Here is a 22,678-nt window from a genome sequence, read left to right as displayed (position 1 = left end):
AGGAGATACGCAATGATTGAACGTTACACAAGACCCGAGATGGGCGCAATTTGGACAGAACAAAATAAATACCAAGCTTGGTTAGAGGTTGAAATTTTAGCATGTGAAGCTTGGGCGGAGATTGGCGATATTCCAAAAGAAGATGTAGCTAAAATTCGTGAAAATGCTTCATTTGATGTAAATCGTATTTTAGAAATTGAGAAAGAAACGCGTCATGACGTAGTGGCATTTACACGTGCTGTATCTGAAACACTTGGCGAAGAGCGTAAATGGGTGCACTACGGTTTAACTTCAACAGACGTGGTTGACACAGCCCTTTCTTATTTGATTAAACAAGCGAATGATATTTTACGAAAAGATATTGTGAATTTTATTGATATTATTGCAGCAAAAGCGAAAGAGCATAAACATACGGTGATGATGGGTCGTACACATGGTGTACATGCTGAACCAACAACGTTCGGTTTAAAATTAGGCTTATGGTATGAAGAAATGAAACGTAACTTAGAACGCTTTGAAGCAGCTGCTCAAGTGATTGAAACAGGTAAAATGTCTGGTGCAGTTGGCACATATGCAAATATCGATCCACGCGTTGAACAATACGTATGTGACAAATTAGGGCTCGCAGCATCACCTATTTCTACACAAACATTACAGCGTGACCGCCATGCACAATATTTAGGCGCTCTTGCATTAATTGCAACATCAATTGAAAAATTCGCAACTGAAATTCGTGGATTGCAAAAATCAGAAACTCGAGAAGTAGAGGAAGCCTTTGCAAAAGGACAAAAAGGTTCATCTGCTATGCCGCATAAACGCAATCCAATCGGCTCTGAAAACATGGTTGGTATGTCACGTTTAATGCGTGGTTACATGGTAACAGCTTACGAAAACGTAGCACTATGGCATGAGCGTGATATTTCACATTCATCTGCGGAACGAGTTATTTTACCGGATGCAACGATTACACTGAACTATATGTTAAATCGCTTCGGTAACATCGTGAAAAATTTAACAGTATTCCCTGAAAACATGAAACGTAATATGGGTCGTACATTTGGACTGATTTACTCACAAAGAATTTTATTAGCACTAATCGATAAAGGGTTAGTACGTGAGGAAGCGTATGATACAGTTCAACCATTAGCGATGCAGGCGTGGGACGAGCAAGTACAATTCCGTACGTTAGTTGATGCAAGTGAAAAAATCACTTCTTATTTAACGAAGGAAGAGTTAGATCATTGCTTTGATTACAACTACCACTTACAGCATGTAGATATGATTTTTGAACGTCTTGGACTTAACTAACAGTATTGAATCGATAGACAGTTAGTGCCACGACGGATGTTACGGGTTTTGAATCATACTTCAAGATTCAAAATCCATAACATCAATACGTCGAGGCGTATTTCATAATAATCTGGGGGAATGACGAAATGACGAAAGACCAACTTTTGTATGAAGGTAAAGCAAAAAAATTATATGCAACAGAAGATCCTACAATACTTTTAGTTGAATATAAGGATAGTGCAACAGCATTTAACGGTGAGAAAAAAGAGGAAATTGACGGGAAAGGCGTTTTAAATAATCGCATTACCTCATTAATTTTCGAAAAATTAAAAGCTAACGGAATTGCGTCACATTTCGTAAAACAATTGTCTGCTACAGAACAACTAGTGAAAAAGGTTGAAATCATTCCAATTGAAGTTGTTGTTCGTAACATAGCTGCAGGTAGCTTAGCAAAACGCCTTGGTTTAGAAGAAGGCACACCATTAAAACGCTCAATCGTAGAATTCTATTACAAGGATGATGCATTAGGCGATCCATTTATCACAACGGAGCATATTGATGTACTTGACCTTGCAACACCAGAAGAAGTAACAGCGATGTATGACGGTGCATTAGCTGTGAACAAAGTACTCCAACCAATTTTTGCTGATGTGGATGTCACGCTAATTGACTTTAAACTTGAATTTGGCCGTGATACGAACGGAGATGTATTATTGGCAGATGAAATCTCACCAGATACATGCAGACTTTGGGATACAAAAACAAAGCAAAAGTTGGACAAAGATGTCTTTCGTCGAGACCTTGGTAATTTAACTGAAGTATACACTATTATTCTTTCTAGACTCGGAGGCAAATAACAATGAAAAAAGTTAAAATTTACGTAACATTACGTGAGAGTATTCTAGATCCACAAGGTTCAGCAGTACAAGGTTCTTTAGCGAAAATGGGCTACGGTGAAGTAGAAGATTTACGTATCGGTAAATATCTTGAACTAACTGTCGGAGATTCTGCGCGCGATATTGATACTCTAGTAAAAGAAATGTGTGAAAAAGTTTTAACAAATGTAGTAATTGAGGACTACCGTTACGAAGTCGAGGAGGCTAACTAATCATGAAATTCGCAGTACTCGTATTCCCTGGGTCAAACTGTGACATCGATATGTATCATGCGATTAAAGACGAACTAGGTGAAGAAGTAGAATATGTATGGCACGCAGAAACAGATTTAAGTGGCTTTGACGGTATTCTAGTACCAGGCGGCTTCTCTTATGGTGACTATTTACGTTGTGGCGCTATGGCAAACCAATCCAATATTATGGCAGAAGTAAAAAAAGCAGCAGATGCGGGTAAGCCAGTCTTGGGTGTTTGTAACGGGTTCCAAATTCTAACAGAAGCAGGCTTATTACCAGGTGCTTTACTACGTAATAAAAACCTAAAATTCATGTGTCGTACAATACAGCTTAAAGTTGAAAACAACAATACATTATTCACAAATCAATATGAGCAAGGTCAAGTAATCAATATTCCAATCGCACACGGTGAAGGTAACTATTATTGTGACGAGGAAACATTACAAAAACTAAAAGATAACAATCAAATTGTGTTCACATACTCAGGAGAAAATCCAAACGGTTCTTTAGAAGATATCGCAGGGATTATTAACGAGCGCGGAAATGTATTAGGAATGATGCCTCACCCAGAACGAGCTGTCGATGCACTTGTGGGCGGAGCCGATGGTCTAGCAGTATTCAAATCAATTGTGAAGCAGTGGAGGGAAAATCATGTCAACAACTAAGTTTGAGCCAACAGCACAGCAAATTAAAGATGAAAAGCTATACGCTGGAATGGGGATGTCAGACGAAGAATTTGCAATGGTAGAAGGTATTCTAGGTCGCCTACCAAACTGGACAGAGACAGGTCTTTTCTCAGTAATGTGGTCTGAACACTGCTCATATAAAAATTCAAAACCAGTATTACGTAAATTCCCAACAAAAGGGCCACAAGTATTACAAGGTCCTGGTGAAGGTGCAGGGATTGTAGATATTGGTGATGAGCAAGCCGTTGTATTTAAAATGGAATCACATAACCACCCTTCGGCAATCGAGCCGTATCAAGGTGCAGCAACAGGTGTTGGCGGTATTATTCGCGATGTATTCTCAATGGGTGCACGTCCAATTGCGATGCTAAACTCATTACGCTTCGGAGAGTTAAAATCAGCACGTGGTAAATATTTATTCGAAGAAGTAGTTGCAGGTATTGCTGGCTATGGTAACTGTATCGGGATTCCAACTGTTGGTGGCGAAATTCAATTCGACCCTTGCTACGAAGGTAATCCATTAGTAAACGCAATGTGCGTTGGGCTAATTGATCACAAGGATATTCAACGTGGTATTGCTGCGGGTGTAGGAAATACAGTGATGTACGTAGGAGCAAAAACAGGTCGTGATGGTATCCATGGAGCGACGTTTGCCTCTGAAGAATTAACAGAGGAATCAGAAAATCAACGTCCAGCTGTGCAAGTAGGGGACCCATTTATGGAAAAACTACTACTTGAAGCTTGTTTAGAAGTTGTAAAATCTGATGCGCTAGTTGGTATTCAAGATATGGGTGCTGCGGGTCTTACTTCATCTTCAGCAGAGATGGCTTCTAAAGCTGGATCTGGTGTAGAAATGAACCTAGATTTAGTACCACAACGTGAAACAGGTATGACTGCATATGAGATGATGTTATCTGAATCTCAAGAACGTATGTTATTAGTTGTGAAAAAAGGTCGCGAAGATGAAATTAAAGCGATTTTCGATAAATATGATTTAGATGCAGTAGCAATTGGAGTTGTAACAGATGATAAAATGTTGCGTTTACTGCACAAAGGTGAAGTTGTGGCAAATGTACCAGCAGATGCATTAGCAGAAGATGCGCCAGTTTATCATAAGCCATCTGCTGAGCCTGCATACTACGCACAGTTCCAAGCAATGGACAATGCAGAACCAGTTGTAACAGATTATAAAGAAACGTTAAACGCATTGTTAAAAGCACCTACGATTGCTTCAAAAGAATGGGTTTACGATCAATACGATTATCAAGTTCGTACATCAACAGTTGTAGCACCTGGTTCAGATGCTGCAGTTATCCGTGTACGTGGCACAAATAAAGGTCTTGCGATGACTACAGATTGTAACTCTCGCTACATTTACCTTGATCCTGAAGTGGGCGGCGCGATTGCAGTAGCAGAAGCAGCGCGTAATATTGTCGCAACGGGTGGTACACCACTTGCTATTACAGACTGCTTAAACTTTGGTAATCCAGAGAAACCAGAAATTTTCTGGCAAATTGAAAAATCTGCCGATGGTATTTCAGCAGCATGTACTGCACTCAATGCACCAGTAATCGGTGGTAACGTTTCTTTATACAATGAACGTTCCGGTGAAGCCGTTTATCCAACACCAACAATCGGTATGGTAGGTCTAATCGAAGACTTAGCACATGTAACAACGCAAGATGTGAAATCAGCTGGCGATGTAGTATTTGTTATCGGTGAAACGAATACTGAATTTGGTGGTTCAGAACTTCAAAAATTATTAAATAACGGTGTCATCTCAGGAAAAGCACCTGCTATTAACCTAGAAGTAGAAGCAGCTCGTCAACAAGCATTGTTGAAAGCAATTAAAGCTGGACTTGTACAATCTGCACATGACGTAGCAGAGGGTGGTCTTGCTGTAGCACTTGCAGAAACGACATTTGGTGCACAAGGCTTAGGCATTGATGTGACACTAACAGGCTCTGCAACAACGGCTTTATTCAGTGAAACACAATCCCGTTTCGTTGTAACAGTCAAAGAAGAAAATGCAGCTGCATTTGTAGAAACTGTAAAAGATGCACAAAAAATCGGTGTCGTAACAAACGATGCGCTTGTTAAAATCAACGGTGACAACGGTGTGCTTGTAGAAGGTACAGTGGAGGAATTCCGTTCTAATTGGAAAGGAGCAATCCCATGCTTGCTGAACTCAGAGGCTTAAACGAAGAATGTGGGGTGTTTGGTATTTGGGGTAACCCAAATCCAGCACACCTTAGTTATTACGGGCTTCATGCTCTTCAACACCGTGGACAAGAAGGTGCTGGTATCGTCGTTTCTGACGGTCTACACCTGCGCGCGGTGAAAGGCGAAGGATTAGTAAATGATGTTTTCAACGAAGAGAAATTAAAAGCAGTGGACGGAAAAGCGGCAATTGCCCATGTTCGTTATACGACTGCTGGCGGTGGCGGAATCGAAAATGTACAGCCATTACTATTTCATTCATCAACAGGTAGCCTTTCAATTGCTCATAACGGTAACTTAGTCAATGCGACACACTTAAAACAGTATTTAGAGCGTCAAGGTAGTATTTTCCACTCTAGCTCAGATACAGAAGTGTTAGCGCATCTTATTAAGAAAAGCTCGCATTCACCATTCCGAGCAAAGGTGAAAAATGCCCTTTCGTTATTAAAGGGAGCGTATTCATTCTTAATTATGACCAAAGATGAAATGCTTGTTGCACGTGATCCACATGGTCTACGTCCTCTATCTCTTGGAAAACTAGGAGACGGTTGGGTTGTTGCTTCTGAAACTTGTGCTTTTGATTTAATAGGAGCAGAGTTTATACGTTCAGTGGAACCAGGTGAATTATTAATAATAAACGATGAAGGTGTAAAATCAGATCGTTTTGCAGATATGGAAAATCGCGCAATGTGTGCGATGGAGTATGTATACTTAGCACGTCCTGATTCCGATATTGATGGCATTAATGTGCATATGGCACGTAAACGTATGGGGAAACAACTCGCACGTGAATGCGCACATATTGAAGCGGATGTCGTAACTGGTGTACCTGACTCAAGTATTTCAGCAGCAATTGGCTTTGCTGAAGAAAGCGGTATTCCATATGAGCTAGGGTTAATAAAAAACCGCTATGTTGGTCGTACATTTATTCAACCGACCCAAGAATTGCGAGAACGTGGTGTAAAAATGAAGCTGTCACCTGTTGTGCAAGTTGTCAAAGGGAAACGCGTTGTAATGGTGGATGATTCAATTGTTCGTGGTACAACATCACGCCGTATTGTCAAAATGCTAAAGGATGCAGGTGCAGCAGAGGTGCATGTTGTGATTTCTTCTCCACCAATGACGGATCCTTGTTATTACGGTATTGATACTTCAACACATGAAGAGTTGATTGCTTCGAGCCATAGTGTGGATGAAATAAGAGACGCAATTGGTGCTGATTCACTAACATTCCTTTCAGTTGAAGGCATGGTCGAAACGATTGCACGTCCATTTGAGGATGAAAATAAAGGTCTTTGCTTAGCATGTTTTACAAGCAAATACCCAACAGAAATTTTCCCGGATACAATCTTACCACACGAAAAAGAACTGTTACGCTAAGTGTATGTTAATCAATAAAGCCTTGTTGGAGTACCCACATTCAAACGATGTTGGGTATCCTCTAAAGGTGAAAATGACATTGAGTTAGGATGGATATTCCCAGCATGATGTTGAACATAATTTTGTACGACTCTCTATATGTAAAAGTTAGGGTTTTGTGCTGAATTAATTTAAAGGAGGATCTCTGCATGTCAAAAGCATATGAACAAGCAGGTGTAAATATTGAAGCGGGCTACGAAGCTGTTAAACGAATGAAGTCTCACGTTGAACGTACGAATCGACTAGGCGTGATGGGTACATTTGGAGGCTTTGGTGGTATGTTTGACTTGTCAGAACTAAATCTTAAAGAACCTGTTTTAATTTCAGGGACAGATGGTGTTGGGACAAAATTAAAATTAGCTTTCATGGTAGACAAGCACGATACAATTGGCGTGGACTGTGTTGCTATGTGTGTAAACGATATTGTAGCGCAAGGTGCAGAACCACTTTACTTTTTAGATTACGTGGCACTTGGTAAAGCAGAACCAGCGAAAATTGAACAAATCGTCAAAGGTGTTGCAGATGGCTGTGTGCAATCTGGTGCTGCTTTAATCGGTGGTGAGACTGCGGAAATGCCAGGTCTTTATGAAGAAGATGAGTATGATTTAGCAGGATTTGCTGTAGGCGCTTGTGAAAAATCAGCAATCGTAACAGGTGAAAAAATTATTGAAGGTGATGTGCTTATTGGATTAGCGTCAAGCGGCGTCCATTCGAACGGCTATTCATTAGTGCGTAAAATCGTGTTTGCTGACAACGGCTATGCAGTGGATGCAGTTGTTGAAGGCTTCGAAGACTTAGGCCCAATTGGTGAAGCACTGTTAGTCCCAACTAAATTATATGCAAAACCAGTTCTTGCAACATTAAAAGCGGCTGATGTGCATGGTTGTGCACATGTAACGGGTGGCGGTTTCTATGAGAACTTACCACGTATGATGCCAGAAGGCTTAGCAACAGAAATTGACCTAGGTTCTTGGCCGGTTCTTCGTATTTTCGAATTTTTAAAAGAAAAAGGTCAGCTTGAAGATAAAGATTTGTATAATGTCTTCAATATGGGCATTGGTTTCGTATTGGCTGTACCAGCAGCAGAAGCAGATAAAGTTATTGCTACAGCAGAAGCGAATGGTGAAAAAGCATACAAAATCGGTCGCGTTGTGAAAGGCGAGGGCGTTGTATTTAACGGCTCACATGATGGGAGCTTAGTGTAATGACTGCACCAGTAAAAATTGCCGTCTTTGCTTCAGGAAGCGGCAGTAATTTCCAAGCGATTCAAGAAGCGATTGAACGTGGCGAACTACATGCTAAAGTGGAGCTTGTTGTGACAGATAAGCCTGCTGCATTTGTTGTGACGCGTGCAGAAAAATTTGGTATCCCCGTCCTAGCTTTAAATCCAAAAGAATTTGCATCGAAAGCAGACTACGAAACTGCGATTATTGAAGCCTTACGTGAATGTGGTGTGCAGTGGATTGTACTTGCAGGGTATATGCGTTTAATTAGCGAAGTATTATTGGCGGCATATCCACAGCGTATTGTGAATATCCACCCTTCACTGTTACCATCCTTCCCAGGCAAAGATGCGATTGGACAAGCAATTGCACATGGTGTGAAAGTGACGGGTGTTACGGTGCATTTTGTAGATGAAGGCATGGATACAGGGCCTATTATTGCACAAGCTGCAGTTGCTGTTATCGAAGGTGATCGTGAGGCAACTGAAATGGCCATTCATCAGCAAGAGCATGTGTTATATACAAAAGCATTACAACAATTATTAAAGTAATGGATTGGTAGGTAGTTAGGTTTGGCTCATTGTAACAGGAAACGCTAATTACTCCTGTAAGATTCGCTCAAATCATGATGAACTCCGCTCAAGTAGAACGAGTCGTTCAATAAGCACCTAACGCCGCTAAATCAAGATGGATAGATAATTCGTGGCTTTACACGAGACAAATTAGGAGGATTTCGTTGTGACAAAACGTGCATTAATCAGTGTTTCCAATAAAGATGGTATTTTAGAATTTGCCAAAGAATTAGTGGCATTAGGTTATGAAATTTTATCAACTGGTGGTACAAAAAAAATGTTACAGGACAATAATGTCGCAGTAACAGCAGTGGATGAAGTAACAAAATTCCCAGAAATTTTAGATGGGCGTGTAAAAACTTTAAATCCAATGATCCACGGTGGACTATTAGGGAAATTCGATGATGCTTCTCATCAAGCGCAAATGAATGAGCATGGAATTGAACCAATTGAAATTGTTTGTGTTAATCTTTATCCGTTTGTTGAAACAATTTCAAAGCCTAATGTAACATGGGATGATGCCATCGAAAATATCGATATTGGTGGTCCAACAATGCTACGTTCAGCAGCTAAAAATCATCAATATGTAACAGTTATTGTAGATAGCAATGACTATGCAACTGTATTAGAAGAATTGAAAGCAACTGGTGCTACAACGATTGAAACACGTCGTAAGCTAGCAGCAAAGGTTTTCCGTCACACAGCAGCGTATGATTCTTATATTTCAAATCACTTAACAGAGGAAGCGTTCCCTGAAAGCTTAACGCTTACTTACGAATTAAAGCAAAACTTACGTTATGGTGAAAATCCTCATCAAAAAGCCGCGTTTTATCAAAAACGTCTTGGTTCGGATTTCTCATTAGCTTATGCTACGCAATTACACGGAAAAGAATTATCATACAATAACATTCAAGATGGTAATGCCGCACTTCAAATCGTGAAAGAATTTGAAATGCCTGCAGCAGTTGCTGTGAAGCATATGAATCCATGTGGTGTTGGTACAGGTGTAACGCTAGAAGAAGCTTTTGACAAAGCATATGCAGCCGATCCTACATCTATTTTCGGTGGAATTATTGCATTGAACATGGAAGTAGATGCGGCAACGGCAGAAAAGTTAAGCCATATTTTCTTAGAGATTATTATTGCGCCATCTTTCACGCAAGAAGCATTAGATATTCTTACACAAAAGAAAAATATTCGCTTATTAACAATTCCATTTGAGCAAGCTAAAAAAGATCAATTTAACGTTGTCTCTGTTGAAGGTGGCTTACTTGTACAAGAGCCAGACAGCTATGGCTTTGTTGATGCAGACATTAAAGTAGTGACAGATAGAGAGCCTACTGACAAAGAATGGGAAGCATTACAACTTGGCTGGGCTGTAGTTAAACATGTGAAATCAAATGCAATCGTTGTAACAGATTCTCAAATGACATTAGGTGTTGGTGCTGGTCAAATGAACCGTGTAGGTGCTGCGAAAATCGCTTTCGAACAAGCTGGTGATAAAGCAAAAGGTGCTGCTTTAGCATCTGACGCATTCTTCCCTATGAGTGATACAGTAGAAGCAGCTCATGCGGCAGGAATTACAGCCATTATTCAACCAGGTGGCTCTATTAAAGACCAAGATTCGATTGATAAAGCAAATGAGTACGGCATTGCAATGGTGTTTACAGGCGTACGTCACTTCAAGCATTAATCATCGCTATATAAAAATATACAAATAATAAAGGGTTTGTCCTAATAAGGAAAATAGTATACTGGGAGCGTTTCTAGTATACTATTTTTTCTATAAAAGCATATAAATGCTCTAACTCACATGAGGTTCGAAGGATTTACTTAGAGCAGCTTATTAGACACTCTTACTCTTAAAGAGGAGGATTCACTAATTATGAACGTATTAGTTATAGGAAGTGGCGGTCGTGAGCATGCAATTGCCAAACAATTTAGCATTTCTCCGTCCGTAAAAAAAGTATTCGTAGCGCCAGGTAATGATGGGATGCGAGAAGATGTAGAAGTTGTTGCGATTGACACAATGGATTTTGCAGGACTTGCACAATTTGCTAAAGAAAACGAAGTAGATTTAACATTTGTTGGTCCAGAGCAACCACTTGCAGAAGGGATTGTCGATTTCTTTACGCAACGTGGTTTACGCGTATTTGGTCCAACGAAGGCAGCAGCGCAAATTGAAAGCAGTAAATCATATGCCAAAGATATTATGAATAAATATCATATTCCTACCGCTGCACATGCAACATTTACAGAATCAGAAAAAGCGATTGACTATATTAAAGCCCAAGGTGCACCAATTGTTATTAAGGCAGATGGCTTAGCGGCTGGTAAAGGTGTAGTAGTAGCTATGACAGAAGAAGAAGCGATTGATGCCGTACAGGATATGATCGGGAATCAGCGTTTTGGTGAGTCTTCATCTCGTGTAGTGATTGAAGAATTCCTTGATGGTGAAGAATTCTCCTTTATGTCTTTTGTACATAAAGGACAAATTTATCCAATGGTGATTGCACAAGACCATAAACGGGCTTATGACGGCGATAAAGGACCAAACACAGGTGGCATGGGTGCATATTCTCCTGTTCCACAAATATCGCAGGATGTAGTGGATGTCGCCTATAAAACAGTAGTTGAGCCAACTGTTAAAGGAATGGAAGCAGATGGGGTATCATTTACGGGTATTTTGTATGCGGGTCTAATTTTAACAAAAACGGGTCCTAAAGTAATCGAATTCAATGCGCGCTTTGGTGATCCAGAAACGCAGGTCGTCCTTCCACGCATGCAATCCGATTTCGGTGCCTTTATGAACGCATTAATGGAGGAAAAACCATTTGATTTGCAATGGTCAAATGAAGCGATGTTAGGCGTTGTTATTGCTGCTGAAGGATATCCTGGTGATGTGGAGAAAGGAAATGCGTTACCGAACTTAGAAACACTTTCAGCTTCACATGCAGTCTACCATGCAGGTACGAAGTTTGTAGATGGAAAATATGTAGGGAATGGTGGGCGTGTTTTACTTGTCGCCGCAAAAGCATCTACCTTACAAGAAGCACAAGAAAAAGTTTATGCTGGCATTGCCACAGTTGAATGGAACAACTTCTTCTATCGCAAAGATATTGGCTGGCGTACATTTAAATAACATTTACAAATATTTTTCATAGACTTTTCATTTCTCTAAAAAGTAAGGAGCCGTCTCAAATTTGTATTGAGACGGCTTCTTTGACTAAGAAGGATTTTGTGCTTTTGTTGTAGAATTTTTACTGTCCGAGGAATGTTGGTTTGAAGTGCTGGTGTCAGATGAGTTAGAAGCACTTGAATTAGAAGCACTTGCAGTTATATCTGACGAATTACCAGTAATCGCAGAGGAGAAATCCTTCATTAGCTTACCAATCTGTTCAGAGGACATTGGATTTTGTTCAGAAGACATAGAATTTTGCCCACTGAACATACTTTGCATAGAGGTGTTCATGGCAGTTTCCACATTTGTGTTTAACATTGCCTTTGCAGGACAATATTTAAAAATACCCTCAGCCATTTTCATTGCCCCTAATGCGATCATCAGTCGACTTTTCAAACAGTTAGGATTTCTTGAAACTTTAGCGATACCAAATGCCGTCATACTTGTGCCAAGGGCAAAACGGCAAAAGGCATTTTTATCACTAAGATTTGCTTGTTGCATCATATCATTTCCTCCTTTAGTCATAGTGGAAAAAATAAAGCGGGGTGCACTTTGCTTTATGAAAGTGCTGTGTTACGATTGAAACAAGATGATTGCATAAAGCATTATTTTGCTTCATGTTGCAGATAATCTGAAATGAAGATGTACATGGCTCGGTTTTTGAAAGGCGTCAACTTGTGAGTCCTATTCAAAATGCGAACGCCAATACATCCATATGCACAATGAATGCAAAAGCGTTTATGCAGTAGTAGTATGTGAATTCAAATAGGAATTACACAATGAAATTTTACGCAAATTAGGAAGGAGCGATTTACATGGATCCAGTATGGAAAATTACGGAATTGCGTCAGCATTTAGCTGTTATAGATGGCAAAAAATCGCCTAATATTGTCTTAAAAAATGCACGTTATTTACATAGCATGCTGAAACAATGGGTGATAGGGAATATTTGGATTGCAGGAGACCGTATCGTGTATGCGGGAGAAAAAATGCCTCCAGTAATAGATGGAACAGAAATAGTAGATTGTTCGGATAAAACGATTGTACCTGGCTACATTGAACCACATGTTCATCCGTTCCAGTTGTATCATCCTCAATCCTTTGCTGATTTTTGTGGGCAACTTGGGACTACAGCTTTTATATCGGATAATTTAAGCTTCGTCTTATCTTTAGAAAACAAGAAAGCGTTTTCAATATTAGATGACTTAAAGAAATTACCGTTTTCGTTTTATTGGTGGACGCGCTTTGATTCACAAACAGAAATGGAGCAAGAGGAAGAAATTTTTTCAAACACTTCGATTTTAGAATGGTTAGAACGTGACGATGTATTGTTAGGTGGGGAGCTAACGGGCTGGCCTCGTTTACTGCATGGTGATGATTTAATGCTTTATCGCATGCAAATGGCGAAAGGATATGGTAAAAAGATTGAAGGTCATTTTCCAGGTGCATCAGAGCGCACTTTAGCGCGGATGAAATTACTTGGTGCAGATGGAGACCACGAAGCCATGACGGTGGAAGAAGTAGAACGTCGTATTATGCAAGGATTTGCCGTAACGCTTCGTCATTCTTCAATTCGTCCAGATTTACCAAATCTATTGAAAGGAATCGTAGAAAAACAACTACCGATATTCGACCATTTAATGATGACAACGGATGGCTCAACACCATCATTCCATCAGGATGGTGTGATGGATAAATGTATTCAAGTCGCATTAGATGCAGGGGTTTCACCAATCGATGCTTACCAAATGGCATCCTATAATGTTGCGCGTTATTACAATATGTCGAACTTACATGGCTTTATTGCGACGGGACGCTTTGCCTCACTAAATATTCTACAAGATGAATATCATCCAATACCGGAAAGTGTACTATCAAAAGGTGTTTGGTTAAAGCGTGATGGAGAACGGGTGCATCGTTTTGCTGACATAGATTATTCAGCAATTCCTTCTTTTGATTTGGACTTTTCGCTAACCTCTCATGATTTCCAATTTTCAATGCCATTTGGAATTGAATTAGTAAATGACGTTATAACGAAACCTTATAATTCATTGATTACACGAGAAGGGCAGCTTGCAAACCATGATGAAAGTTATTTAATGCTGATTAATCGAAGTGGTAACTGGCATGTTAATACGATGATTAAAGGTTTTGCCACAAACGTTCAAGGTTTTGCCTCCTCCTATTCAAATACTGGGGATATTTTGCTTATCGGCAAAAATAAAGACGATATGCAAAAGGCATTTGAAGAGATGAAGGCAATGCGTGGGGGCATTGTGCTTGTAGAAAAGGGAGAGGTCGTAGCATCTGTTCCGTTAACTATCGGTGGTATTCTGTATCAAGGGAATATGGAGGAACTGACAGTGAAGGAGCTTGATTTAAAACAAGCATTGGCAGAACGTGGCTATCGTTTAGGAGATGCCATTTATACTTTGCTATTTTTACAATCTACGCATTTGCCGTATATTCGAATAACACCAAAAGGGATTTTTGATGTCCTGAAGAATAAATTATTATTACCAGCAGTAATGCGGTAGTTAAAGTAGTACAATTTATATAGCGCCAGAGCACCAGCAAATAGACATTACATCAGAGCGGCATTGACTAAAGGAGAGTAATGCAAGTGTTAAAATCAAAAAAACTACTAGTTGGCTTAGCATTAAGCGCCTTGTTCATCGGTGGATGTTCAAAAGATGCATCTGAATCAGATGAGGAAGCAACGAAAGTAGATGACAAGCCAGCTATTGAAGAGCCTGCAAAGCAAGAGACATTTGTGGCACCGTTAACAGGAGAGAGTGTTGAAGAAGAAGTAACACAGCGTCCAATTATAGTGACCATTAATAATCATCCTGCCGCACGCCCTCAATCAGGTTTGGCATCCGCAGATATTATTTATGAAATGCTAGCTGAAGGAGACGTTACGCGTTTACTAGCAGTCTATCAAAGTGATTTACCAGAAAACATTGGCCCAGTACGAAGTGCACGTTCATATTTTGTAGATATGGCAAAAGGTCTTGGGGCATTTTATGTCGCACATGGCTACAGCCCAGAGGCAAAAGCGATGCTTAGCAATAATGTTGTGGATAATATAAATGGTATGAATTACGATGGTACACTGTTTAAACGCTCGAATGATCGCGTAGCTCCACATAACTCTTATATTACCTCTGAAAATATATTAAAAGGTGCTGAAAAAGTAGGCGCTTCAATGAATTACAGTGAAAAAGTGCATCAGGCTTTTTATGAACCCGATGAACGTGGTAAAATAGGCGTTGAAACAAGTCAAGTTGACATTAACTATGGGAATAGTAATTATTTCCACAATACGTATGTGTACGATCATCAAACGAATCGTTATGGACGACAATCGGCAGGCGTGGAAACGAAAGATATGTTGACAGGCGAAGCATTAACATTTGCAAATGTGTTATTTTTTGAAATGAATCACCAAACAATTGATAATGTGGGTCGTCAAGATATTGATTTAACCTCTGGTGGAAATGCGTATGTATTGCAAAATGGTTATTTAAGAGAAGTAAAATGGGCTAATATCGATGGATTACCAATGGCTGTCGAAGAATCTGGTGACCTTGTAAAGCTAGTTCCAGGAAAGTCATGGGTTCATTTCGTACCAGCTTCACCAGGGTTACAAGCAATGGTGAAAACGCAGCCTTAAGAGGGAGGAAAACTGTATGCAAATCGAAAAAATTCGAGGGCATCAAACAGATCAGTTATTTAAAGCAGTACTAGAACTGAAGGACATTGAAGAATGCTATAAATTTTTTGATGATTTATGTACGATTAGTGAAATTCAATCACTAGCACAACGCTTTGAGGTAGCACATTTATTACGTTTAAAGAAAACCTATGAATCCATTAAAAAGGAGACAGGGGCAAGTACCGCAACAATTTCTCGTGTACGTCGCTGCTTTGATTATGGTAACGATACATATGATGAAATGTTAGGTCGTTTGTATCCAGATGAAAAGCCGTTTCAAGCACCAAAAGAATAGTAGGTAAGAGGCTGGGTAGAGTTTCTGCTCAGTCTTTTATATTTTTTTGTAGCAAGCCATAAGCTATACTTGTAAACGAATAGATAGAAAATGATAGGTGGTAAAATAGATGGATTATTTAGAGTGGAGACATGTGTTCAAGTTAGACCCAGCAAAGGACATATCGGATGAAGCACTAGAAAAAATTTGTGAATCTGGAACGGATGTTATTTTGGTTGGCGGCACAGATGGCGTAACATTAGATGGCGTATTAGATTTGCTTGTTCGTGTGCGTCGCTTTGAAGTACCAATAGCGCTGGAAATTTCAACAATTGATGCAGTAACGCCTGGCTATGACTATTATTTTATTCCAACGGTGTTAAATAGTGATGACCCGAAATGGATTAAAAATTTACACCATGAGGCTATTAAAGAATATGGCGATATTATGGTTTGGGATGAGTTAGTAGCTGAAGGGTATTGTATTTTAAATCCAAATTGTAAAGTTGCAGAAGTAACACAAGCGAATACCGATTTATCGACGGATGATGTAGTGGCCTATGCACGAATGGCAGAAAACTTCTTTAAATTGCCTGTATTTTATTTAGAATATAGCGGAGTATATGGCGATATTGCAATAGTACGTGCGGTGAAAAATGAATTGCAAAATACAAAGCTCTTTTACGGTGGTGGCATAACTTCTTCTAAGCAAGCTGCTGAAATGGCACAAGTTGCTGATACTGTAGTTGTGGGAAATATTATATATGAGGATTTAAAAGCTGCACTTTCGACTGTTAAGGCTGTAAAAAATGCGATATAATTAAGAACAAATGTTTGTAAGGCGGTGCGAAATGGAGCATTTAACAAAAAACTTATTAGTAGGTATGAACCCCGAACAGGAAAAAGCAGTAAAAACAACTGAAGGGCCATTGCTAATTATGGCAGGCGCTGGTTCGGGCAAAACGAGAGTACTAACACATCGTATTGCGTACTTAATCATAGAAAAAGAAGTATACCCATCAAAGATTTTAGCGATTACGTTCACGAATAAGGCTGCTCGTGAAATGAGAGAGCGGATAGATGGCATTCTCGGAAATGGAACGGGCGACAGCATGTGGGTATCAACATTTCACTCGATGTGCGTACGCATTTTGCGCCGTAATATCGAGCAACTAGGTATTTCACGCAACTTCTCAATTTTAGATTCGACAGATCAGCTATCAGTTATTAAAAATGTCTTAAAAGATGAAAATATTGACCCTAAGCGTTTTGAACCACGTGCTATTTTAAATGCGATTAGTTCAGCAAAAAATGAATGCATAACTGCAGATGAATATGCAGCGCAAATCAATGAACATAATCCGTATGAAAAAACGGTTGCCCTTGTTTATAAAGGCTATGAAAAAAGATTACGACGCAATCAGTCACTCGATTTTGATGATTTAATCATGACAACGATTACCTTATTTAAACGAGTACCTGAAGTATTAGAATACTATCAAAATAAATTTCAATATATACATGTTGACGAATATCAAGATACTAATAAATCGCAATATTTATTAGTGCAATTACTTGCGAAAAAATTTAAAAATATTTGTGTCGTAGGGGATTCCGACCAATCCATTTATCGTTGGCGAGGCGCTGATATTGGCAATATTTTATCGTTCGAAAAAGATTATCCAAATGCTAAGGTCATTATGTTAGAGCAAAATTATCGCTCTACAAAGCGCATCCTCCAAGCGGCAAATGACGTCATTCAAAATAATACAAGCCGTTATCCGAAAGAGCTGCGCACAGAAAATGCACATGGTGAAAAAATTGCTTTATATAAAGCATATAATGAGCAGGAAGAAGCGCAGTTTGTCGTGCAAACAATCCAACAGCTTATGGAGAAGGAAAATCGTTCATTTGATGATTTCGCCATCTTATACCGTACAAATGCACAGTCTCGTGTGATGGAAGAAGTGCTTGTGAAGTCCAATATGGCGTATCAAATTGTGGGTGGTACAAAATTCTATGACCGTAAAGAAATAAAGGATTTATTGGCGTATTTACGTCTAATCGCCAACAATGACGATGATTTATCGCTTGCGCGTATTATCAACGAACCGAAGCGCAGTATTGGTGCTACCTCATTTGAAAAAATGGCACGCTATGCAATTGATCAGGATCGCTCCATTTTTGATGCGATGAATGATCTAATCTTTATGGGACTAACAGGAAAAGCTGCTGCTTCAGCGGAACATTTTTATGCAATGATTAAAGGTTTTACAGAAATGCAAAATTACTTATCTGTGACGGAAATCGTGGAACAAGTAATTGAGAAATCAGGCTATCGTGCGATGTTACAAAACGAAAAGTCCATTGAAGCGGAAAGTCGTTTAGAAAATATTGAGGAATTTTTATCTGTAACAAAAGCGTTTGAAGAACGCAGTGAAGATAAGAGCTTAATCGCCTTCTTGACGGACTTAGCTCTTATTGCCGATATCGATGCGCTTGACAAGGAAGATGCATCAAAAGGAAATATTATTTTAATGACGATGCATGCTGCAAAAGGATTAGAATTCCCTGTCGTTTTCATTATTGGCATGGAAGAAAATATTTTCCCTCACTCTCGTTCTTTAGACGACAACGATGAAATGGAAGAGGAACGACGACTGGCATATGTTGGCATTACACGGGCAGAGGAACGGTTGTATTTAACATGTGCACAATCGCGTACAATTTTTGGTCGTTCAAGCTTTAACAATGCTTCCCGTTTCTTACGTGAAATTTCAGAGGACATTTTAGAGTCAATTTCCAAAGGTGGTTCAAAACCTGAAGTACCATTTGCATCAAGTAATCGCTCGTCTAGTGGGTATTCAAAACGCACACTTGGCGCGCACCAGCATACACAACCAGCAACTGCACGCCTGCAAGCAACTGGAGGCGACCAATTCGGTTGGAAGGCTGGGGATAAAGCGTTTCATAAAAAATGGGGAACAGGTATGGTTGTTAGCGTAAAAGGTGAAGGTGATAGTACAGAACTTGATATCGCATTTCCACAACCAATCGGTATTAAGCGACTATTGGCGCAATTTGCACCTATTGAAAAAGCGTAAGCGGAGGAACTTAAATGAATGAAATTGAACAGCGCATAGCGGAGTTAAATAAATTATTGCATGAATATGGGCATGCGTATTACGTGCTAGATAACCCTCTAGTTGCAGATAGTGTATATGACCAACTATTACATGAACTCATTGCATTAGAAGAGGCAAATCCTTCACTTATTTATCCTGATTCACCAACACAACGTGTAGGCGGTGCAATCGTAGAAGGATTTAAGAAAGTGACGCATGATTATCCGATGCTAAGTCTGTCAAACGCATTTAATGAAGCGGACTTACAAGAGTTTGACCGTAAAATTCGTCAAGCAATCGGCGATCACTTTTCTTATGTTTGCGAATTAAAAATAGATGGTCTTGCTATTTCATTAAAATATGAGAATGGTGTTTTTGTACAAGGAGCTACACGCGGTGATGGCGTTGTAGGGGAAGATATAACAGCGAATTTAAAAACGATTCGTGCTGTGCCACTGCGCTTAAAAGAACCAATTACGATTGAAGTACGTGGCGAAGCCTATATGCCTAAAAAATCATTTGAAAAATTGAATGCCCAGCGAGCAGAAAATGGCGAAGAATTATTTGCAAATCCTCGCAATGCCGCTGCAGGTTCATTGCGTCAATTAGATCCTAAAATTGCCGCAAGTCGTCAATTATCAACCTTTATCTATGCAATTGGTGGAGATGGTGAGGCGTACGGAATTGATGGACATGGCGAAATGCTAGATTATTTAGAAGGAATCGGCTTCCCTTCAAATAAGGAGCGTCAACGTTGCGCGTCCATTGAGGAAGTATTGTCCTTTATTGAATATTGGACAGAAAACAGACCGAATTTAGCCTATGAAATTGATGGTATTGTTATCAAAGTCGACCGTTTTGCACAGCAGGATGAACTCGGCTATACGGCAAAAAGTCCAAGATGGGCAATTGCCTACAAATTCCCCGCTGAAGAAGTTGTCACAACATTACTTGATATTGATTTAACAGTAGGGCGCACTGGCGTTGTCACACCAACTGCGATTTTAGCACCGGTACTGGTAGCTGGAACTACAGTGCAACGCGCCTCTCTACACAATGAAGATTTAATTCGCGAGAAGGATATTCGCATTGGAGATACCGTCATTATCCGAAAAGCTGGGGATATTATTCCTCAAGTAGTCGGGGTATTATTAGAGCAACGTCCAGAAGATTCAACTCCTTACGAAATGCCGCCAAATTGCCCGGTATGTGATAGTGAGCTGATTCGAATTGAGGGGGAGGTTGCCTTACGCTGTGTGAATCCAGCTTGTTTTGCCCAAATTGCAGAGAGCATCAAGTACTTTGTCTCCCGTAACGCCATGAATATTGATGGGCTTGGAGAGAAGGTTGTCGAGCAACTGTTGCGCGCTGATTTAATTCATGATGTATCCGATTTATATCAGTTAACAGTGGAGCAATTAGTAGAGTTGGAACGAATGGGTGAGAAATCAGCTACCAACCTAGTGAAAGCTATTCAAGCATCTAAGGACAATTCGATGGAACGTCTATTGATTGGGTTAGGAATACGACATGTTGGAGAGAAGGCAGCGAAAATCGTGTCAGAGGAATTTGAGACGATGGAGGCGGTGATGGCTGCATCTGAAGAACAACTTGTTGCGATTCATGAAATTGGCGATAAAATGGCCTCGTCGCTCGTTGAGTATTTTGCTAATGAAGATGCCCGTGCTGTTATTAAACGACTTGCTGAAGCGGGTGTCAATATGACATATAAAGGCAAAAAGGTAGAAGTAATCGTAGGAGACAATCCATTTGCAGGGAAAACAATCGTATTAACTGGTAAACTTGAGCAATTGACACGGAACGATGCAAAGGCGAAAATAGAAGAGTTAGGTGGAATTGTCACAGGCAGTGTTAGTAAGAAAACAGACCTTGTTATTGCTGGTTCGGATGCAGGTTCCAAACTAACGAAAGCACAACAACTAGGCATTGAAATTTGGAACGAAGATGACCTAATTGAGCAACTGACTTAACATCATTTAAAGTAAAGTTTCATAACGCAAGAAAACAGTAAAGCATGAAGAATATTTGCGTCCAAAAATTAGTGGTGTCAAATATAATTTGTCCAAGACGAATCTGATATTAGTAAAGGGGTACTAACATAATGAAGTCATTTCGACTCATTCCAGCAATTGTAGCTGCTGCAATGCTAGTCGGCTGTGTGCCTTCGAATAAGAAGGAGACAGAGCTTACACAGGAAACGCAACAGGAAAAAGCGGAAACAACGATTATTCCTAGTCTACAGATTGATGAATCTTTTTATAAAACACTCATTCCATATAAAGAAAGTGCAAGCCGTGGATTAGTAGTTTCAAATATTTACACGAAGTATGATATGAAGGAAGTTGAAACAGGGTTAATGCGTCTTTCTCAAAATGAGTTTGACACAGAAAATTATTACTTCCAAGAAGGGCAATATTTAGCTGAAAGCACAGTAAGCTCCTGGTTAGCGCGTAGTTCACAAACGGAGGATGGTTTAAATCCTCCGACAACAGACGCTATGACGCCAGAAGAACGTGCAACAAAAGCACCTGTTTATTTAGCCCATATTGTCGAGCAAAACTACTTAAAGAAAACGGATGATAACAAAGTAAAACTAGGTGGTATTTCAATCGGGCTTGCTTTGAATTCTATTTATTATTATCAGAAAGAACAATATGGGGAGTATTACGAGGAGCCTATTCCGGAGTCTGCTCTTATTGAACAAGGCAAAAAGATGGCGGCTGAAATCGTTTCCCGTATGCGTACACGTGATGAACTAAAAGATGTACCAATTGTCGTTGGGCTATTTAAACAGCGAGCGCGCAATGAAATAATTCCAGGTACGTATTTTACTTATGGTGTTTCCAAAGAAGGGCAAAATGATATTGGCGATTGGCAGGCGCTAGATGAAGAATATGTGATGTTCCCTACAGATGACACACATGATGCTTATCGAGATGTAAGTAATAATTTTAAAAACTTCAAACAAGATGTTGATAAATATTTTTCTAACTATACGAGTGTCATCGGCACTGGCTTCTATCAAAATAAAAAAATACAAAAGCTCTCAATTGAAATTCCAATCCAATTTTTCGGCACGGCTGAAATTATTGGTTTCACACAATATTTGACGGGCGTCCTTATCAATCAATTTGATAATATTAATGTCGAAGTGAGCATTACATCGGTTAATGGTCCAGAAGCTTTAATTATGAAAGAAGCGAATGATAAAGACCCATATGTACACGTGTATGAGTAAACAATAGTCAGCCTTGTGCTGGCTATTTTTTAATGAAATGAGAACAAGACATAGTATGTAATAAGCCTCAAAGTACGGAAATGCGCTATGGATGATGTTGTCCATTTCAACAATAGAAGACATCATAAGACAACACTTTGTCATAGTAGTGAAAGTTTCTATATTTTTGGTGAAAGTTGTGATTTTTAGTAGGAAAAATGTTATGATAATGGGCATGGTTAACTTTATTCAACCCTATTGTTATCAATAAAAACAATGAATTGGATAGTATTCGGAGGTGTGAACAATGGCAAAATTAACAAAAGAAGAGGTTAAGCACGTTGCGAATTTAGCACGTCTTGCAATTACAGAAGAAGAAGCGGAAAAATTTGCTGAGCAACTTGGGAAAATTACTGACTTTGCAGAGCAGTTAAACGAGTTAGATACTACAAATGTTGAACCAACAACACACGTTTTACCATTAGTAAACGTAATGCGTGAAGACGTGGCAACTAAAGGTTTAGACCGCGATGTAATGATGTTAAATGTAAAAGAACAAGAAGATGGTCAAGTAAAAGTACCAGCTATCATGTAATACTAAAA

General features: G+C 39.5%; 19 protein-coding genes. 18 read left to right on the top strand and 1 reads right to left on the bottom strand.

All coding sequences use genetic code 11. The features are described 5' to 3' along the window. Positions 1-12: 12 nt before the first annotated feature. The 10 genes from purB to purD all read left to right on the top strand — a co-directional run bounded on the left by purB (position 13) and on the right by purD (position 11,681). The gene (gene purB / locus I5435_RS20250; RefSeq protein WP_024364456.1) at positions 13-1,308 is read left to right on the top strand and encodes an adenylosuccinate lyase; all 1,296 of its coding nucleotides are present in this window, start codon (positions 13-15) and stop codon (positions 1,306-1,308) included. Between the two features lie 128 nt (positions 1,309-1,436). Further along, the gene (gene purC / locus I5435_RS20245) at positions 1,437-2,147 is read left to right on the top strand and encodes a phosphoribosylaminoimidazolesuccinocarboxamide synthase (protein ID WP_024364457.1); all 711 of its coding nucleotides are present in this window, start codon (positions 1,437-1,439) and stop codon (positions 2,145-2,147) included. Between the two features lie 2 nt (positions 2,148-2,149). After that, the gene (gene purS, locus I5435_RS20240; protein ID WP_024364458.1) at positions 2,150-2,398 is read left to right on the top strand and encodes a phosphoribosylformylglycinamidine synthase subunit PurS; all 249 of its coding nucleotides are present in this window, start codon (positions 2,150-2,152) and stop codon (positions 2,396-2,398) included. A gap of 2 nt (positions 2,399-2,400) precedes the next feature. Beyond that, the gene (gene purQ, locus I5435_RS20235) at positions 2,401-3,084 is read left to right on the top strand and encodes a phosphoribosylformylglycinamidine synthase subunit PurQ (RefSeq protein WP_025220660.1); all 684 of its coding nucleotides are present in this window, start codon (positions 2,401-2,403) and stop codon (positions 3,082-3,084) included. Then, positions 3,071-5,305 (top strand): phosphoribosylformylglycinamidine synthase subunit PurL, encoded by a 2,235-nt coding sequence (purL, locus tag I5435_RS20230; RefSeq protein WP_337982873.1) that lies wholly within the window; start codon positions 3,071-3,073, stop codon positions 5,303-5,305. Before purQ ends, purL begins: the two co-directional genes overlap by 14 nt. Continuing rightward, positions 5,281-6,705: an amidophosphoribosyltransferase gene (gene purF / locus I5435_RS20225; RefSeq protein WP_024364461.1), complete on the top strand. Its 1,425-nt coding sequence runs from the start codon at positions 5,281-5,283 to the stop codon at positions 6,703-6,705. The genes purL and purF overlap by 25 nt, the downstream gene beginning before the upstream one ends. A 188-nt stretch (positions 6,706-6,893) precedes the next feature. Next, the gene (gene purM, locus I5435_RS20220) at positions 6,894-7,949 is read left to right on the top strand and encodes a phosphoribosylformylglycinamidine cyclo-ligase (RefSeq protein WP_337982872.1); all 1,056 of its coding nucleotides are present in this window, start codon (positions 6,894-6,896) and stop codon (positions 7,947-7,949) included. Further along, the gene (purN, locus tag I5435_RS20215) at positions 7,949-8,518 is read left to right on the top strand and encodes a phosphoribosylglycinamide formyltransferase (RefSeq protein WP_025220658.1); all 570 of its coding nucleotides are present in this window, start codon (positions 7,949-7,951) and stop codon (positions 8,516-8,518) included. Before purM ends, purN begins: the two co-directional genes overlap by 1 nt. Before the next feature lie 187 nt (positions 8,519-8,705). After that, a complete protein-coding gene (gene purH / locus I5435_RS20210; RefSeq protein WP_337982871.1) occupies positions 8,706-10,232 on the top strand; it encodes a bifunctional phosphoribosylaminoimidazolecarboxamide formyltransferase/IMP cyclohydrolase in 1,527 nt (508 codons plus the stop codon). Positions 10,233-10,424: 192 nt separating this feature from the next. Continuing rightward, positions 10,425-11,681: a phosphoribosylamine--glycine ligase gene (gene purD / locus I5435_RS20205; protein WP_025220656.1), complete on the top strand. Its 1,257-nt coding sequence runs from the start codon at positions 10,425-10,427 to the stop codon at positions 11,679-11,681. Positions 11,682-11,765: 84 nt separating this feature from the next. Here the strand turns inward: purD and I5435_RS20200 are convergent, their stop codons facing one another. After that, positions 11,766-12,224, bottom strand: a complete 459-nt coding sequence (locus I5435_RS20200; protein WP_337982870.1) for a YgaP-like transmembrane domain — start codon at positions 12,222-12,224, stop codon at positions 11,766-11,768. A 311-nt stretch (positions 12,225-12,535) separates the two neighbouring features. Between I5435_RS20200 and I5435_RS20195 the strand changes: the two genes are divergently transcribed. The 8 genes from I5435_RS20195 to gatC all read left to right on the top strand — a co-directional run bounded on the left by I5435_RS20195 (position 12,536) and on the right by gatC (position 22,670). Next, positions 12,536-14,257, top strand: a complete 1,722-nt coding sequence (locus I5435_RS20195) for an adenine deaminase C-terminal domain-containing protein (RefSeq protein WP_024364467.1) — start codon at positions 12,536-12,538, stop codon at positions 14,255-14,257. Between the two features lie 86 nt (positions 14,258-14,343). Continuing rightward, entirely contained in the window at positions 14,344-15,396 is a 1,053-nt protein-coding gene (locus I5435_RS20190; protein WP_024364468.1) for a DUF3048 domain-containing protein, read from the top strand. A 16-nt stretch (positions 15,397-15,412) separates the two neighbouring features. After that, the gene (locus tag I5435_RS20185) at positions 15,413-15,733 is read left to right on the top strand and encodes a YerC/YecD family TrpR-related protein (RefSeq protein WP_004225717.1); all 321 of its coding nucleotides are present in this window, start codon (positions 15,413-15,415) and stop codon (positions 15,731-15,733) included. 109 nt (positions 15,734-15,842) lie between these two features. Continuing rightward, positions 15,843-16,532 (top strand): heptaprenylglyceryl phosphate synthase, encoded by a 690-nt coding sequence (locus tag I5435_RS20180; RefSeq protein ID WP_108031140.1) that lies wholly within the window; start codon positions 15,843-15,845, stop codon positions 16,530-16,532. Between the two features lie 31 nt (positions 16,533-16,563). Beyond that, positions 16,564-18,816: a DNA helicase PcrA gene (gene pcrA, locus I5435_RS20175; RefSeq protein ID WP_108031139.1), complete on the top strand. Its 2,253-nt coding sequence runs from the start codon at positions 16,564-16,566 to the stop codon at positions 18,814-18,816. A 14-nt stretch (positions 18,817-18,830) separates the two neighbouring features. Beyond that, complete coding sequence (ligA, locus tag I5435_RS20170) at positions 18,831-20,828, top strand: NAD-dependent DNA ligase LigA (RefSeq protein WP_025220653.1); 1,998 nt, start codon at positions 18,831-18,833, stop codon at positions 20,826-20,828. Positions 20,829-20,959: 131 nt separating this feature from the next. Then, positions 20,960-22,096, top strand: a complete 1,137-nt coding sequence (locus tag I5435_RS20165; protein WP_337982869.1) for a CamS family sex pheromone protein — start codon at positions 20,960-20,962, stop codon at positions 22,094-22,096. 286 nt (positions 22,097-22,382) lie between these two features. Then, the gene (gatC, locus tag I5435_RS20160) at positions 22,383-22,670 is read left to right on the top strand and encodes an Asp-tRNA(Asn)/Glu-tRNA(Gln) amidotransferase subunit GatC (RefSeq protein ID WP_024364473.1); all 288 of its coding nucleotides are present in this window, start codon (positions 22,383-22,385) and stop codon (positions 22,668-22,670) included. The last annotated feature ends 8 nt before the right edge of the window (positions 22,671-22,678 follow it).

Origin of the sequence: Lysinibacillus sp. C5.1 (genome assembly GCF_016350185.1) — a bacterium.
Taxonomy (GTDB): domain Bacteria; phylum Bacillota; class Bacilli; order Bacillales_A; family Planococcaceae; genus Lysinibacillus; species Lysinibacillus sphaericus.
This window is presented reverse-complemented; position numbering and strand designations above follow the sequence as displayed.

What these genes read in the sequence shown, in the direction of transcription:
- purN (WP_025220658.1), top strand. Translation starts at nt 7,949, where the DNA reads ATGACTGCACCAGTAAAAATTGCCGTCTTTGCTTCAGGAAGCGGCAGT.
- purF (WP_024364461.1), top strand. Translation starts at nt 5,281, where the DNA reads ATGCTTGCTGAACTCAGAGGCTTAAACGAAGAATGTGGGGTGTTTGGT.
- purM (WP_337982872.1), top strand. Translation starts at nt 6,894, where the DNA reads ATGTCAAAAGCATATGAACAAGCAGGTGTAAATATTGAAGCGGGCTAC.
- pcrA (WP_108031139.1), top strand. Translation starts at nt 16,564, where the DNA reads ATGGAGCATTTAACAAAAAACTTATTAGTAGGTATGAACCCCGAACAG.
- purC (WP_024364457.1), top strand. Translation starts at nt 1,437, where the DNA reads ATGACGAAAGACCAACTTTTGTATGAAGGTAAAGCAAAAAAATTATAT.
- gatC (WP_024364473.1), top strand. Translation starts at nt 22,383, where the DNA reads ATGGCAAAATTAACAAAAGAAGAGGTTAAGCACGTTGCGAATTTAGCA.
- purQ (WP_025220660.1), top strand. Translation starts at nt 2,401, where the DNA reads ATGAAATTCGCAGTACTCGTATTCCCTGGGTCAAACTGTGACATCGAT.
- I5435_RS20195 (WP_024364467.1), top strand. Translation starts at nt 12,536, where the DNA reads ATGGATCCAGTATGGAAAATTACGGAATTGCGTCAGCATTTAGCTGTT.
- purB (WP_024364456.1), top strand. Translation starts at nt 13, where the DNA reads ATGATTGAACGTTACACAAGACCCGAGATGGGCGCAATTTGGACAGAA.
- I5435_RS20185 (WP_004225717.1), top strand. Translation starts at nt 15,413, where the DNA reads ATGCAAATCGAAAAAATTCGAGGGCATCAAACAGATCAGTTATTTAAA.
- purS (WP_024364458.1), top strand. Translation starts at nt 2,150, where the DNA reads ATGAAAAAAGTTAAAATTTACGTAACATTACGTGAGAGTATTCTAGAT.
- purL (WP_337982873.1), top strand. Translation starts at nt 3,071, where the DNA reads ATGTCAACAACTAAGTTTGAGCCAACAGCACAGCAAATTAAAGATGAA.
- I5435_RS20200 (WP_337982870.1), bottom strand. Translation starts at nt 12,224, where the DNA reads ATGATGCAACAAGCAAATCTTAGTGATAAAAATGCCTTTTGCCGTTTT.
- I5435_RS20165 (WP_337982869.1), top strand. Translation starts at nt 20,960, where the DNA reads ATGAAGTCATTTCGACTCATTCCAGCAATTGTAGCTGCTGCAATGCTA.
- ligA (WP_025220653.1), top strand. Translation starts at nt 18,831, where the DNA reads ATGAATGAAATTGAACAGCGCATAGCGGAGTTAAATAAATTATTGCAT.
- purD (WP_025220656.1), top strand. Translation starts at nt 10,425, where the DNA reads ATGAACGTATTAGTTATAGGAAGTGGCGGTCGTGAGCATGCAATTGCC.
- I5435_RS20180 (WP_108031140.1), top strand. Translation starts at nt 15,843, where the DNA reads ATGGATTATTTAGAGTGGAGACATGTGTTCAAGTTAGACCCAGCAAAG.